We start from the raw sequence: 14,055 nt of genomic DNA, 5'->3' as shown, positions 1-14,055 counted from the left end.
CGGTGTAGCTTTTTCCGGGAAAAGGCGGGGCTGGGAGGGGCAAATGGTCATCGGTGACCGCTATGTGCTCGACCATCTCCCGCTCGGTCAGGGCGGCATGGGCGCCGTCTACGCGGGTCATGATCGCCACCTCGATCGCCGGGTGGCGGTGAAGCTGCTCCACCTGCCGGGCGGCCCCGACGAAGAGCTCGAACGCCGCTTCATCCGCGAAGCCCGCATCCTGGCCCGGCTGGAGCATCCGGGCGCCCCGGTGCTCTACGACTTCGGCGCCCACGAGCAGCGTCTCTACCAGGTGATGCAGTTCATCGAGGGCGTCACGGTGGCCGACGTGGTCAGCGAACACGGCCCGCTGCCCGTGCCGTGGGCCGCCGCCATCGCGGCCCAGGCGTGCGCGGTCCTGTCGGCCGCCCACACCCTGTCGATCTGCCATCGCGACCTCAAGCCGACCAACCTGATGCTCTGCCCCGACGGCAGCGTGAAGGTGCTCGACTTCGGCCTGGCCCTGCTGCGCGACGCCGACGTCACCACGTTCACCAGGATCGGCCAGATCCTCGGCACGCCCGCGTACATGGCTCCCGAGCAGATCCAGCACGGGGTCGCCGAGCCGCGCAGCGACCTCTACGCGCTCGGCTGCGTGCTGCACGAGATGCTGACGGGGCGGCAGCTGTTCACCGGGCCGACCGACTACGTGGTCTTCGAGAAGCAGGTCAAGGAGCGCCCGCCCGCGATCCCGGGCCTGCCGGACGGGCTGGGCGCGCTCCTGGCCGGGCTGCTGGAGAAGACACCGGGCAACCGTCCCGCCGACGCCGACACGCTGTACGAGCGGCTGGAACCGTTCGCCGTCGGGCTGCCGATGCTGCCCGGCTTCCTGGCCAGGTCGCCGAGTCCGGGCCGGATGTACGCGCGGATGGTCGGCCGCGTCCTTAGTGACTAGCCGAAATCCTCTGCTCGTTCATGGGAAGAAATCTGTTAAGTCCCCATACAATCGCCACAAAATGGTTACAGCAGGGAGCGGAGCCCGTTGGCTGATGCCATCTTCGGCGTCCTCGGTCCCGTTCGCGCACGTCACGCGACCGGGCGCCACATCCGTCTGAGCGGCAGGCAGCGCGCCGTGCTGGCCACCGTGCTGCTCAACGTCAACACGACCGTCTCCCGTGACCGCCTCATAGCCGCCGTCTGGGACGATCCGCCGCCGTCCGCCGTGGCCAACCTCCAGACGTACGTGGCCCAGTTGCGCAGGGCGCTGCAGCCCGAGGCCCGGCTGCACACCAGCGGCGCGGGCTACCTCTTCGAGGCCGCGCCCGACGAGCTCGACCTGCTCCTGTTCGAGGACGAGGTACGGCGGGCCCGGGTCGAATCCGACCCCGCGTCGGCCGCCCGGCGGCTCGAGCACGCCCTGGCCCTGTGGCGCGGCCGGCCCGCCGAGGACGCCTCGCTGGGCAACGCCATGACCCCCCGGCTGACCGAGCTGGAGGAGCGGCTGGCCGACGTCCGCGCCGACTGGGCCGACCTGCGGCTCCAGCTGGGCATGCACGATGAGGTGATCGGCGCGTTACGCGTGTTCGTGGCCGAGCAGCCGCTGCGCGAGCGGGCCTGGCAGCAGCTCATGCTGGCGCTGGCGCGCTCCGGCCGGCGGGCCGAGGCGCTGGAGACCTACCGGCAGGCCCGCGAGACGCTGGTCACCGAGCTGGGCATCGAGCCAGGACCCGAGCTGCGGCTGCTCCAGGCCGCCGTCCTGTCCGGCACCCCGTCCGCGAACAGACCGGAGCAGCGGGGCGCGATCTGCCAGCTGCCGGCCGACATCGCCGACTTCGTGGGCAGGTCCGAAGAGCTGACCGCCATCACCACGCTCCTGCGCCCCGAGATCACGCCCACCGCCCTCCCGATCGTCACTGTCACAGGACCGCCGGGGGTCGGCAAGAGCACCCTGGCCGTACGTGCCGCGCACCTGCTGCGCGAGGACTTCCCCGACGGCCAGCTCTACCTGCGGCTCTCCGGCGCCTCGCCGGCGCCGCAGGAGCCCGGCGCGCTGCTGGCGGAGTTGCTGCGGGCCCTGCGCGTCGAGGGCGACTCGATCCCCGACACGGTGGCCGAGCGGGCCGCGCTCTACCGGTCGCTGCTCGCCGACAAGGCCGTCCTCGTGGTGCTCGACGACGCCGCCGACGGGCTCCAGGTGGCGCCCTTGCTCCCGGGCACGCCGCGCTGCGCCGTACTGGTGACGAGCAGGGGTCCGCTCATCGCGCTGCCCGGCGCGGTCGCGGTCTCGCTGGGCGTGCCACCGGAGCGCGAGGCCCGGGAACTGCTGGAGAGCGTGGCAGGCGGCTCCCGCGTACGGGACGAACCCGACGCGGCGCGGGCCATCCTGCACGCCTGCGGGCGGCTGCCGCTGGCCGTCAGGATCGCCGGTGCCCGGCTGGCCGCCAGGCCCGCCTGGTCGCTGAAGGACCTCGCCGCGCGACTGGCCGTCACCGGGGCGCCGCTCGACGAGCTGGCGCTCGGCGGCCAGAACGTGCGGGCCCACTTCGTGGCGAGTTACGAGGTGCTGTCCGCGCCCGCGCGCCGCGCGTTCCGCCTGCTGGGGCTGGCCGGGCTGGAGAGCGCCGCGGACTGGAGCGTGGCGGCGCTGATGGGCGTACCGCGGCGCGAGGCGGAGTCCGCAGTCGAGACGCTGGCGCTGGCCGGGCTGGTCACGGCGAACGAGGTGGACGAGAGCGGCCAGCCCCGTTACCGCATGCACGACCTGCTGCGCGCCTTCGCCCGCGAGCGCGCGGAGGCGGAGGAGAGCCCGGCCGGACGGGCCGCCGCGCTCCTGGGATTCGTCGAGGAGTGCCTGGCCCGAGTACGCGCGGCGGCGCTGGAGTACCCACCGCCCATGAGGCCGCCCATGGACAGCGTGCCGCCACCCGTGGAGTCCGCGCGGGTGGACGGCGGCTGGCAGCGGGCGTGGCTGCACGCCGAGCGCAAGACGCTGGCCGACGCCGTCGCGCTGGCCGAGCCCGTCACCGCCGCCGAGCTCGCCCAGCGGCTGGCGCCGTTCCTCGTGGCGCACGGCTTCTTCGCCGAGGCGATCGGCCTGCTGGAGAACGTCGCCGAACGAACCGGCGACACCCATACGACCATGCTGATCCGTCTGGTCAGAGCCGACATCCTCACCGACCGCCGCAGGACCGCGCTGGCCGAGCCCGAGCTGCGGCTGCTGATCGACTACTTCGAGGGCGTGGGCGACCGGCACGCGGTCGCGTACGCGCTGGCCACGCTGGCCATCTGCGAGCTGATCTCCGGCCGGCACGAAAGCGCTCTCACGCTCGTCACCCGCTCCTTGCCGCTCTTCGAGGCGTACGGGGACACCAACGGGCTGATCAGCGCGCTGGTCACGACCTCCGGGATCCACCTCGACCGGGCCGAGTACGACCTGGCGATAGCGACCTGCTGGCGCGGTCTGGAGCTGGCGGCCGACCCGCGCTTCGCCGACTTCGCGATCAGGTTCCGCCGCGTGCTCGGCATCGCGCACTTCGAGCTGGGCGAGGTCGAGACCGCGATCGGGCACTACGAGGCGAGCATCGAGGCCAGCCGTGAGCTGGGCTGGGGCACCGGCGAGCGGATGGCGCTGCGCAGGCTCGGCCAGGCGTACTCCGAGCTGGGCCGGTACGAGCTCGCCGCCACCACGCTCGACCGGTGCGCCGCCATGTTCGCCCAGGCGGGCGACGGCCATGGGCAGGGGATGACGTTCTACGCGCGGGGCGAGGTCAGCCTGAAGCAGGACCGGCCCGACGAGGCGCTGCACTACTTCCGGCTCTGTCTTGACCAGGTCGAGGAGCCGATCTGGCGGGCGAGGGCGGCCGAGATGGTCGAGCGCCTGCGCCGCGACCCGGCCTGAAGGCGCCGGCTCGGGTACCCAAGGACAGTGCGCTGTGGTAGCGGGGCGTGATCCGCAGGAACGGCCTGTAGATTCCTTCCGTGCTCTCCCACATGGCGAACTTCCTCGCTGAGACGGTGCGGCCGACCGTGGATTCGGTCGGCGTCCGCGCCGAGACGGTGGTGCGGTCGTGAGGCGGCCGACGCTGGAGGCGGTCGCCGCCCGCGCGGGGGTCTCGCGCGCCACCGCGTCCCGGGTCGTCAACGGGCAGACGACGGTGGCGCCGCACATCCGCGACGCCGTCCTGCGCGCCATCGACGAGCTCGGCTACCTACCCAACCCGGCGGCGCGCAGCCTGGTCACCCAGCGCACCGACTCCGTCGCCCTGGTCGTCTCCGAACCGCCGACCAGGGTGTTCTCGGAGGACCCGCTGTTCGCCACGGCCATCCGCTCGGCCAGCGTCGAGCTGGAGGCGGCCGACAAGCAGGTCGTCCTCATGCTGGCCTCCTCCCCCAAGAGCCACGCGCGGGTGGAGCGCTACATCGCGGGCGGCCACGTGGACGGCGTCATGCTCATCTCCATGCACGGCGCCGACCCCCTCCCCACCGCACTGTCCCGCCTGCGCGTCCCGGTCGTCTCGTACGGCAGGCCCGCCGTACCCGTCAACATCCCGTACGTCGACAACGACAACGTGGGCGGCGCCGAGGCGGCCGTCCGCCACCTGGTCGAGGCGGGCAGACGCCGAATCGCCACGATCGCCGGCCCCCAGGACATGATCGGCGGCCAGGACCGCCTCACGGGCTACCGCAACATCCTGCGCGACTCCGACCGCCGCTCGATCGTCGCGGTGGGCGACTTCACCCGGCAGTCCGGCGCGGTGGCCATGCGCCAGTTGCTGGGCGACGACCCGGGTCTGGACGCCGTCTTCGTGGCGAACGACCTGATGGCGGTGGGCGCCCTGCAGTCACTCCGCCTGGCCGGCCGACGGGTGCCGGACGACGTGGCGGTGGTGGGCTTCGACGACATAGAGGCCGCGAAGTACACCGAACCCCCGCTGACCACGGTGCGCCACCCGGTGCCCGAACAGGCGGCGGCCATGGTGCGATTGCTGCTGGGCCTGTTCACGGGCGGCTCCGCCGAGCCCATCATCCTGCCCACTGAGCTGGTCGTCCGCGAATCCGCCTGAAGGCAATGACCTCCCCTATGGGGCGCTTCGCGCTTTGGGGCTTCGGGCTGTGTTGCCGGGGGCTGACTGCGCCAGCGTTCGAGCATGCGCAGCCTCGCCCTCGATCAGGTAGGGCTGGCTTTCGCGCACCTGATCAACGGGGACCTCGATGAGGCCGTCTCCGTAGGCAGCGCCGCGACGGATACAGCCGGACAGGTCCAGTCAGATCGAGTGCGCGTGCAACTCCGCGAGTTCTACCTTGAGGTCAAGACTCGCGATGATCCTGCGGGGGCGGGCCTGAGCCAGCAGATCCGCGACACACTGGCCGCTAGGGATCACCTGACGTGAAGGGTATGGCTATGCGGATCGGCGTGACCGGCCACATGAACCTGACTGAAAGCACGAGTTCCCTCGTGTTCGCAGCGATTCGCGAGCACCTCGCGCAGGTGGGCGACGACCTGACGGGCGTGTCCTGCATCGCTCGCGGCGCCGACTCGCTGTTCGCCGACGCCGTCTTGGCAGCTGGCGGGACACTTGAAGTGGTCCTTCCGTCGCGCGATTACCGACAGGCCAAGGTGAAGGCGGACCACGCCGAGCAGTTCGACCGGCTGATGGACGTCGCGAAGCTGGTCCGCGTCATGGATTTCGATCACGCGAACAGGGGTGCGTACGAGGCGGCCAATGAAGCCATGCTCGGATCTGTGGACGAGATAGTCGCCGTCTGGGATGGCCGGCCGGGGACCGGGGCAGGCGGGACGGCTGAGGCGGTCGCCGAGGCCAGGACGCGCGGGGTGAAGGTGGTCGTGATCTGGCCAGAGGGTGCGGCCCGGGAATAGTGCGAGCGTGGGCCGGAGCCGCCTCGGTCCCGGCGGTGACGAAGGTGAACACATCGAAGGGTCAGTTCCGTTCGCGGCGGAAGTCGGCGGGGGTGCGGCCGTACCAGCGGTGGAAGGCGCGGCGCAGCGCTCGCACGTCGATGTAGCCGACGCGGGTGGCGATCGTGTCGATGGTGAGTCCGGTGTCGCGGAGAAGGCGGGTGGCCTCGGCCTCGCGGACCTTCTCCACCTCCTCGCGCCAGCTGGTGCCCTCCTCGTGCAGCCTGCGCTGAAAGGTGCGGGAGCTCATGGTCATCCGCTTGGCGACCCTGTCGAGCGCCGGCGGTCCGTCGGCGAAGCTCGCGGCGATCTCGGCGTGCACCTTGTCCAGCCAGCCCAGGATCAGCCTGGCGTTGGCGACCGTATGGACGGCATGGTCACGCACGATGGCCGCCAGGGCAGGGTCGGCGCCGGGCAGCGGCGCGGTCGCGTCGGGGGCGGAGAAGGTGACCGATGAGACCGGTGCGTTGAACTGGACGTCCGTCGTGCCGTACATGTCGAGGAGGTCGCTGCGCGATCGCGGTGGCTCACCGGCGACGGTGATGGCGACGGGCGTGACTGGGCGGCCCAGCGCCGTGCCGGCCTGCTGGATCAGCAGGCCCAGGACGAACTCGCCGATCAGTTCGCCGACGCGGCCGAAGGTGGAGACCGGCCGGGTGGCAACGGTCAGGCGGCCCGCCGGGTCTTGCTGGACGATGAACGCGCTGTGGGGGTCGGTGATGGCGGGAATGTGCTGTGCCGCGAGTTCGAATGCCTCGGTCAGGTCGGCCGAGGACTTGATGACGTAGTCCCAGACGTGGAACCGGCCGGGAGTCCACAGCCGGGCAACCCGGGGAGCACCCCCTGCCTCGGCGAATGCGGCGGAGGAGATCTCCCAGACGCGCGTCAGCATCTTCGTCGGCACGCGGATGCCCTCCTGGTCGAGGACACCTACTCCGGGGAGACGCTTGAGCTCCTCCTCGGAGACACCCGCGGTTCTCGCCGCTTCGAGGACAAGGCGCACCACATGGGGAGGCATGGACCCTTTTGTCACGCCTTGCACCCTAGGGCAGGCATTGGCGGATTCGGATCCGTTCGTGGCGCGTTCTGGCCTCATCACCGGCGCGCCGCGATCCATACCGTTGTTCACACCGGCGACAAGTGTTCACAACGGCGACAAGGAGAGCGGAGACATCGTGCCGACCGCGAAGATGATCATCTATCCGGTCAGTGACCTCACCAAGGCCAAGGAGGTGTTCACCCCGCTCATCGGGGTCGAGCCCTACGTGGACGAGGTCTACTACGTCGGTTACCGGACCGGCGATCAGGAGATCGGCTTGAACCCCCGCGGGCATCGGCAGGGTATGGCGGGACCGGTCTGCTACTGGCAGGTCGAGAACATCCGGCAGACCCTGCGGCGCCTCCTCGCCACCGGGGCCGTTCTGCGGCAGGACGTCACCGACGTCGGCGGCGGCCGCCTGGTGGCCACCGTTGCCGATGCCGACGGCAACGACCTCGGCCTCCTGCAGGACCAGTGAGCATCGCGCTCGCGACCAGTTTCACCGGCGAACAAACGCGCCGGGGTGGCGTCCCGGGCCCTGCCTGGACCACCGATGCACCACATAACCAAGGAGTAAGACATGAAGGCACACGTCAGCTCGATCCTTCTTGGCGTCCGGGACATGGACCGGGCCAAGCAGTTCTACACCGAGGGGCTCGGCTGGAAGATCCAGAGCGACTACGGCATCTCGGTGTTCTTCGAATCGGATGGCGCCTCGCCCGTCGGCTTCTACGGCCGCGAAGGCCTGGCCAACCAGGTGGGCACGGATCAGGAAGGCAGCGGCTTCAGCGGGCTGGTTCTGACCTACGTCGTCCGTAGTGAGGCGCGAGTCGACGAGATCATGGCGGAGGCCGAGAAGGCCGGCGCCACGGTCCTCAAGCCCGCAGGCGCTCTGCCGTGGGGCGGGTACGGCGGCACCTTCGCCGACCCGGACGGTTACATCTGGAGTCTGGGCTACAGCGCCCAAGGAACCGACCAGCCCTACGCGGAGTAGCCGCGATCTTTGCCTCACAGCCGTCCGGGACGGCGGGGCGCGTGCCGCTGCCGTCCCGGACGGCTGTGACCCCGGGTGCGAGCAGCGGGAGCGGCGGTCGGAGCCGCCCGGGCGGGATCCGCGGTGAACCGGCAGGACGAACAGGAGAAGATCATGAAGTTTCGGGCCTACGTTGAGCCACCTGAGCCCATGCGGGGTCTAGAAGTTCCGTCCGAGGTGGTAGCAGCGCTCGGCGGGGGCACGCGGCCGCCGGTGACGATCACAGTCAACGGGCATTCCTGGAAGAGCCGGGTCGCCCTCCTGCGCGGCCGCCACTTGCTCGGCCTCAGCAATGCCAACCGGCGGGCCGCGGGTGTTGCGATCGGCGACGAGGTCGAGGTCGACCTGGAGCTCGACACCGAGCCGCGCGTCGTCGTCGAGCCAGAGGACTTCGCCCGCGCCCTGGACGAGGACCCCGTCGCCCGCGCCGCGTACGACAATCTTGCGTACAGCCACAAGCGCGAGCACGTGCGTGCAATCGAGAGCGCGAAGAAGCCCGAGACACGTCGGCGGCGTATCGAGAAGGCCATTTCCACCCTCGGGGCTTGAGCAGCAACCAAGCGGCCAGTCACGTTGGTGAGCTCGGCGGGCGTCGCCAATCGTGACTGGTCTTTCCGATGTGGGTGGTTGTTGTCTTCGACCCAGTCAGCGTGCCGCGCGGCGCGGATCTCGGCGTCGGCGACTTCGTCGGCGAGGAGGGTGTAGAGCTGGGTGGTCTCGGTGGAGGCGTCGCTTCGTCGTCTCGTCCCGGACCCTCGCGACCAGCCGGGCCCGCAACTGGCCGCTCGGTTGCTGCTCAACCCCCGCCGCCACCATTTCGACGGTGACCGCCTTGCGCACCTCCCTCCCCGGTGCGCAGGGTCTGGTGGTTGACCCCGGCACGCCCTGCGACCGGCCCGGTGAGCAGGAACGGCTCCTGAATCTCATGCGACATACGTGCCCCCCGTCAGCCACCACGCCCCGGCCCGTGCTGCCGCCGTCGAAAAAGCCTCTCATGATCGGTCGTCCAGCCACCTGCGGGTTCACGCCGACGAGACAGCCGCGTCGGCCTGCCGCTGGAGTGCGTCCAGCACGTCGACCCGCTGCTCGGGCACCCGAACCTCCAGGCACATAGCGCCGTCGGCGATGGTGAGCGTGAAGGTGAAGAAGGCGCAGCAGCCGTTCTCCCGGGCCGCCAGCTCAGCGGCCCGGGCCGCGTTCTCCGCAGCGAAGATCAGATCCAGCCGCAGCCGGGTAGGGTCCGGCCGGTGGACTGCCCGCACGACCTCGGCGAACAACGCGTCGAACTCGGCCACCCGCAGCGGCTGCTCAGCGGTGGGCAGTGTGCACGCCGAAGGAACCCACTCCTGGCCAAGGGCTATGTCCTGGTGCGTCATACCTCGACGGTAAACCTGGACCTAAGTACCGGATGCAAGCCTCGCCGCTACCGGACCACGCGGTACTTCAGGTGCGTGACCAGACTGGTGCCCGACACCTCGCCAACCGGTTCAAGGTTGGTGTCCCCGACGCCGTCGAACAGCCGCTCGCCCCGGCCGAGGATCACCGGCGCGACATGCAGGCGCAGCTCGTCGATCAGACCCGCCGCCAGGTATTGGTTCACCGTCAGCGCGCCGCCCGCGATGGCGACGTCGCGGTCCCCGGCGGCCTCGCGGGCCTGGGCCAGAGCCGCCTCGATCCCCTCAGTGACGAAGGTGAACACCGTGCCGCCCTTCATCGGCAACGGCTCGCGCGGGTGGTGGGTGAGGACGAAGACCGGCGCGTGGTACGGCGGCTCGTCGCCCCACCAGCCGTTCCAGTCCATGTCCCAGGCGTCCCGGCCAGGGCCGAACATGTTGCGGCCCATGATGAAGGCCCCGGCCGCGGTGATGCCCTCGATCACGGCCGCGTGCGCCTCGGGCTCGTCGAACATCCAGCTGTGCAGGCGCTGCTCCGCGCCCTCGCCGATCGGGTTCTCCAGGCTCTGGTTCGGTCCCGCTACGAAGCCGTCGACGGACATCGCGATGTCACAGGTGACCTTGCTCATCTCGCTACCTCCTATGTTGGGTGCCTGTTCATGGGGAAGTCGGAGCCGCCCGCCTGTTCTCTACATGGTCCAGTGAGATGCGGGTCACATTTTCCGGGATCCGGTCACACTCCCGGGTGCGCTGCCGCTCTCAGTTGGTGACCCTGGAACGTGGGAGGAACACATGGTGAGCGAGCAGGCGACCAGCGTCTTCACCGGCTATCGCGAGCTGCTGTTCTCGATCGTCTACAACATGCTGGGCAGCGTCGCCGACACCGAGGACGTGCTGCAGGAGACCTGGCTGGCCTGGGCGCCCAGGAGCGAGGCGGGCGAGGAGATCGTCAATCCACGCGCGTACCTGGTGCGCATCGCCGTCAACCGGGCGCTGGCCCGGCAGGAGAGCATCAGCCGGCGCCGGGAGGACTACGTCGGTCCCTGGTTGCCCGAGCCGCTCATCACCCAGGAGCCCGATGTCGTGGATCCGGCGGTGCGGGCCGAGTCGGTGTCGATGGCACTGCTCGTGGTGCTGGAGACGCTCACCCCGCTGGAACGGGCGGTGTTCGTACTGAACGAGGTCTTCGGGTACGCCCACACCGAGATCGCCGACATCCTGAACCGCAGCCCGACGGCGATCCGCCAGCTCGCTCACCGCGCCCGCGAGCACGTACACGCCCGCCGCCCGCGCTACCAGGCCGACCCGCGGATCCGGCAGGAGGTGACGGAGCGGTTCATCGCGGCCGTGGCCGGCGGTGACCTCGACGCGCTCATGCGGGTCCTGGCGCCGGACGTGGTCATGTGGGCCGACGGCGGGGGCAAGGCACGGGCCGCCGGGCTGCGGCCGCTCCACGGGCGGGACAAGATCGCCCGTCTGATCGTCGGCAACGCCACCCGGCATCCTGTCGATGATCTCAACATCCGCTTCCGGACGGTCAACGGCGATCCGTCGGCGCTGCTGCTGTCCGGTGACACCACGTTCGCGGTCATCGTTCTCGACCTCGTCCCCGACGGGACTCAGGTATGCGGCATCTACGCCGTGACCAACCCCGACAAACTCTCCCACCTGGAAAGAGGAACCGCATGATTCTGATATCCGGAGCCACCGGCAACATCGGCCGTCCGCTCGTCGCCGAGCTGGCCGCCAAGGGTGTGAAGGTACGCGCGCTGACCCGTACCCCCGAGACGGCCCGCTTCCCTGAGGGAGTCGAGGCCTGCGACAGCGCCAAGCCCGACTTCGACGGCGTGACCGCCCTCGTCCTGAACATCTCGGGCGGCTCCGCCGCCCTGCTGGAGGCGGCCAGGACGGCGGGGGTACGGCGGGTCGTCACTGTCTCGGCCCTGATCGTCGCCGAGGAGGAGGACCCCGAAGAAGGCAGCAACGCCGCGATCCACCGCGAACTGGAGATGGCGGTTGAGGCCGCCGTCCCGGAATGGACGCATCTGCGCCCCGGCGCCTTCGCCGCGAACTCCTTGCGCTGGACGCCCCAGCTCCAGGCCGGAGACGTGGTCCGCGGACCGTACGCCCAGGCTCGTACCTCGCCGATCCACGAGGCGGACATCGCCGCAGTCGCCGTACGGGCGCTGCTCGGGGACGACCTGCTGGGGCAGGCGCCCACGCTGACCGGGCCGGAGGGGCTGTCCTTCGCCGAGCAGGTGGAGATCATCGGCTCGGTGGTGAGCCGGCCGCTGCGGTATGAGGAGATCAGCCCGGACATGGCCGCGCAGGCGATGATGGCGCACGGGGTGCGCAAGGAGCAGGTCGACTCCTTGCTGAGCTATTTCGCGGACAGCATCGGGAAGCCCGTACCGATCACGGGCGAGGTGGAGCGGATCCTCGGCCGCCCCCCGCGCACCTTCGCCCAGTGGGTCGCTGACAATGCTGACGCCTTCCGGCGGTGATCCGGGCTACCGGCCCGTCTTCGTGGACCAGAGCGGCGTCCTGCCGTCGTAGATGACGACATTACCGTCGTCCTGCATTTCGAGTCTCGCCCCGGGGTTCTTGCCGGTCTCGGAGTTCCACAGCGGCGTCTTGCCCAGGTAGACGACGAGGTTGCCGTCTTTCTGCATCTGGGTGACGGCCCCGGGGTTGCCTCCGGTCTTGGAACTCCACAGGGCCCGGCGGGCGCGGTAGAGCACCAGATTGCCGTCCTCCTGCTGGACGAGCTGGTAGTCGCCGTTGCGGGAGCGGACGTACTGGTTCGGCTTGAGCGCGTAGCCCGGGGCGAGCACGCTGATCGTGGCATGGCGGTTCCACACCGGCGTCTTGCCGTCGTAGATCACCAGGTTGCCGTCGTCCTGCACCGCGAGGCGGGCACCTGGGCTGTCTCCGGTGTTGGACGCCCACAGGGGCGTCCTCCCCCGGTAGACCACCAAGTTGCCGTCCGTCTGCATGGCGGCGAACGCGCCGGGGCTGTCGCCGGTCTGGCTGCTCCACAGCGGCGTGCTCCCCCGGTACAGCACCAGGTTGCCGTCTTCCTGCTGGTGCAGGCCATAGGCGCCGTTGGACGAGCGTACGGAGTCGCCGGCCTTCAACGTCTGACCGGGGTTCAGCCATACGGTACGGTCGGCGCTCACCGCCGCCGAGGAGCGCTTCGCCTCCGCCCAGGCCGCTGGCGAGACCGAGGCCACGGCCATCGTGCTCGCCAGCGCCAGCGCACCGATGTACATCGGCGTTCTTCTCATTCTGTTCCCCCATGAAAGTGGATGATCAAGCGAGAAGGACGCTATCCAGACATGATCGGCGATCGGTCCATTTCGAAATGCCTGGAACTTTCGCCAAAGTTGTCCGCGTTGAGGTCGATGATCGACAGCGGTCAGGACACACCCGCCGATTCCTGGAGAACTTCGATGCTCATCGCGACCATCGTCTTGTCGATACTGCTCGGCCTCCTGTTCATCGTGACGGGCGGGATGAAGTTGGGGAGCGTTCCACAGTCGCTGGCCATTCGCGATCATCTGGGCGTCAAGCCAGAGTTGTGGCGCGCGATCGGTTTCTGTGAGGCGGCGGGCGGCGTCGGCCTCCTCGTCGGACTCTCACTGCCGGTGCTCGGCCTGGCCGCGTCCATCGGCCTGATCGTGCTGATGATCGGCGCGATCGTCAGCAGAGTGCGGGTCGCCGACCCGGTTACGATGATCTCCGTCGACGTCCTGGTCCTGGCACTGGTGGTCGCCCTCGTGACCATACGCGCGCTGGCCGCCTGACCTCCTCCAGGCGGGGACGGCCGCGTTCGCTTCGTCACAGCGCTCCGATCACCATGGCGATCAGGATCAGGGCGACAAGGGTGAAGCGGAAGGCTGCGGAAAAGGCCGGGCGCCCGTCTTTCATGAGGGGCCTTGGCACAGCATTCTTCTGGAACGCGAACTACTTGCGCACGTCATGCGTCAACCATAGGTTGACGATTGGCTATCGTCAACCTTGGATTGACGCCGGGTGGCCACTCGCGATACCTGCAAGCCGTTTCTGTCACCAAGGTCAGCTCAGCGGGCGTGCCGCTTCACCACTGGGCTCAGGGAGGATGCCCTGAAGAGATCAGTCCACTGTGGTTGCCTGAGACCACACGGCCTGCCAGCGTCCCTCACGCAGCTCGTAGCAATCGGTATGCCAGCAGGTAAGGGATAGCAGGTCTCCGTGATCCGCGGAAACGTCGATCCGCGCGCGGTACCGCAGGATGGCCATCTCGTCGCTGCTGCGTACGACGATGTCCGAGACGGCCTCGAACACCTGGTAGCGAAGTTGCCCCGAAGCGATTTCGCCCAGGTACTCCGCCTTAGACAGCGCAATGCCGCGCGGAGTGATCAGCTGATAGTCATCCGCGTGCAGAACGTCCGCGACTTCCATGTCTCCCTTGACCAGTGAACGCAGGCGCTGCCGCTCGATGTCACGTATCGCCTCGGCTTGTGGCCTCATTCCGCCTCGTTTCTCCGCCTTGCCAGCCGTTCTCCGAGCCGAACGATCAAGATCCTATGGTCATGCGGGTCGAGCACGTCAGGGAGAACGCGCGCCTCCTCTGGGAAGGACTTGCCCTTCCCTAGGTGCGCGGCGCCACGTACTCGAACGACACGACGCCGAGGCGGCGCGGGTCGAGCGT

At 69.4% G+C, this 14,055-nt stretch carries 16 protein-coding genes; 11 read left to right on the top strand and 5 right to left on the bottom strand.

Going from position 1 to position 14,055, the window contains the following annotated elements:
* Positions 1–43: 43 nt before the first annotated feature.
* The 5 genes from AB0B64_RS15520 (at position 44) to AB0B64_RS15500 (ending at position 5,857) form a co-directional block, all read left to right on the top strand.
* Positions 44–934: a serine/threonine-protein kinase gene (locus AB0B64_RS15520; protein ID WP_358177909.1), complete on the top strand. Its 891-nt coding sequence runs from the start codon at positions 44–46 to the stop codon at positions 932–934.
* An 87-nt stretch (positions 935–1,021) separates the two neighbouring features.
* Positions 1,022–3,877, top strand: coding sequence for a BTAD domain-containing putative transcriptional regulator (locus AB0B64_RS15515; RefSeq protein ID WP_358177906.1), 2,856 nt, complete (start codon positions 1,022–1,024; stop codon positions 3,875–3,877).
* A 169-nt stretch (positions 3,878–4,046) separates the two neighbouring features.
* On the top strand, positions 4,047–5,042 hold the full coding sequence (locus AB0B64_RS15510; protein ID WP_357942448.1) for a LacI family DNA-binding transcriptional regulator: 996 nt from the start codon (positions 4,047–4,049) through the stop codon (positions 5,040–5,042).
* 84 nt (positions 5,043–5,126) lie between these two features.
* A complete protein-coding gene (locus AB0B64_RS15505) occupies positions 5,127–5,369 on the top strand; it encodes a hypothetical protein (protein WP_358177904.1) in 243 nt (80 codons plus the stop codon).
* A gap of 11 nt (positions 5,370–5,380) precedes the next feature.
* Entirely contained in the window at positions 5,381–5,857 is a 477-nt protein-coding gene (locus tag AB0B64_RS15500) for a hypothetical protein (RefSeq protein WP_357942444.1), read from the top strand.
* A 61-nt stretch (positions 5,858–5,918) separates the two neighbouring features.
* Here the strand turns inward: AB0B64_RS15500 and AB0B64_RS15495 are convergent, their stop codons facing one another.
* On the bottom strand, positions 5,919–6,929 hold the full coding sequence (locus tag AB0B64_RS15495; RefSeq protein ID WP_358177902.1) for a helix-turn-helix domain-containing protein: 1,011 nt from the start codon (positions 6,927–6,929) through the stop codon (positions 5,919–5,921).
* A 142-nt stretch (positions 6,930–7,071) separates the two neighbouring features.
* Here AB0B64_RS15495 and AB0B64_RS15490 point away from each other — a divergent pair, with 142 nt between their 5' ends.
* The 3 genes from AB0B64_RS15490 (at position 7,072) to AB0B64_RS15480 (ending at position 8,517) form a co-directional block, all read left to right on the top strand.
* Positions 7,072–7,413 carry a glyoxalase gene (locus AB0B64_RS15490; RefSeq protein WP_358177899.1) on the top strand — a complete coding sequence of 114 codons (342 nt, stop codon included), beginning with the start codon at positions 7,072–7,074 and terminating at the stop codon, positions 7,411–7,413.
* 102 nt (positions 7,414–7,515) lie between these two features.
* Complete coding sequence (locus tag AB0B64_RS15485; protein WP_357942438.1) at positions 7,516–7,929, top strand: VOC family protein; 414 nt, start codon at positions 7,516–7,518, stop codon at positions 7,927–7,929.
* Positions 7,930–8,052: 123 nt separating this feature from the next.
* Entirely contained in the window at positions 8,053–8,517 is a 465-nt protein-coding gene (locus AB0B64_RS15480; protein WP_357942436.1) for a YdeI/OmpD-associated family protein, read from the top strand.
* A 473-nt stretch (positions 8,518–8,990) separates the two neighbouring features.
* Here AB0B64_RS15480 and AB0B64_RS15475 read toward each other — a convergent pair whose 3' ends face one another.
* Positions 8,991–9,344 (bottom strand): hypothetical protein, encoded by a 354-nt coding sequence (locus AB0B64_RS15475; RefSeq protein ID WP_358177896.1) that lies wholly within the window; start codon positions 9,342–9,344, stop codon positions 8,991–8,993.
* Between the two features lie 47 nt (positions 9,345–9,391).
* Positions 9,392–9,991: a dihydrofolate reductase family protein gene (locus AB0B64_RS15470; RefSeq protein ID WP_358177893.1), complete on the bottom strand. Its 600-nt coding sequence runs from the start codon at positions 9,989–9,991 to the stop codon at positions 9,392–9,394.
* Positions 9,992–10,154: 163 nt separating this feature from the next.
* Here AB0B64_RS15470 and sigJ point away from each other — a divergent pair, with 163 nt between their 5' ends.
* Positions 10,155–11,051, top strand: a complete 897-nt coding sequence (sigJ, locus tag AB0B64_RS15465; RefSeq protein WP_358177890.1) for an RNA polymerase sigma factor SigJ — start codon at positions 10,155–10,157, stop codon at positions 11,049–11,051.
* Positions 11,048–11,866: an NAD(P)H-binding protein gene (locus AB0B64_RS15460; protein WP_358177887.1), complete on the top strand. Its 819-nt coding sequence runs from the start codon at positions 11,048–11,050 to the stop codon at positions 11,864–11,866. The genes sigJ and AB0B64_RS15460 overlap by 4 nt, the downstream gene beginning before the upstream one ends.
* 6 nt (positions 11,867–11,872) lie before the next feature.
* On the opposite strand, the gene AB0B64_RS15455 is transcribed toward AB0B64_RS15460, so the two are convergent.
* Positions 11,873–12,649: a hypothetical protein gene (locus AB0B64_RS15455; RefSeq protein ID WP_357942426.1), complete on the bottom strand. Its 777-nt coding sequence runs from the start codon at positions 12,647–12,649 to the stop codon at positions 11,873–11,875.
* 21 nt (positions 12,650–12,670) lie between these two features.
* Between AB0B64_RS15455 and AB0B64_RS15450 the strand changes: the two genes are divergently transcribed.
* Positions 12,671–13,168, top strand: coding sequence for a DoxX family protein (locus AB0B64_RS15450; RefSeq protein ID WP_357942424.1), 498 nt, complete (start codon positions 12,671–12,673; stop codon positions 13,166–13,168).
* Between the two features lie 328 nt (positions 13,169–13,496).
* Here AB0B64_RS15450 and AB0B64_RS15445 read toward each other — a convergent pair whose 3' ends face one another.
* Complete coding sequence (locus AB0B64_RS15445) at positions 13,497–13,874, bottom strand: nuclear transport factor 2 family protein (RefSeq protein ID WP_358177884.1); 378 nt, start codon at positions 13,872–13,874, stop codon at positions 13,497–13,499.
* Between the last annotated feature and the right edge of the window lie 181 nt (positions 13,875–14,055).

The sequence above is a fragment of the Nonomuraea sp. NPDC049129 genome, assembly GCF_040648495.1.
In the GTDB taxonomy this organism is placed as follows: domain Bacteria; phylum Actinomycetota; class Actinomycetes; order Streptosporangiales; family Streptosporangiaceae; genus Nonomuraea.
This window is presented reverse-complemented; position numbering and strand designations above follow the sequence as displayed.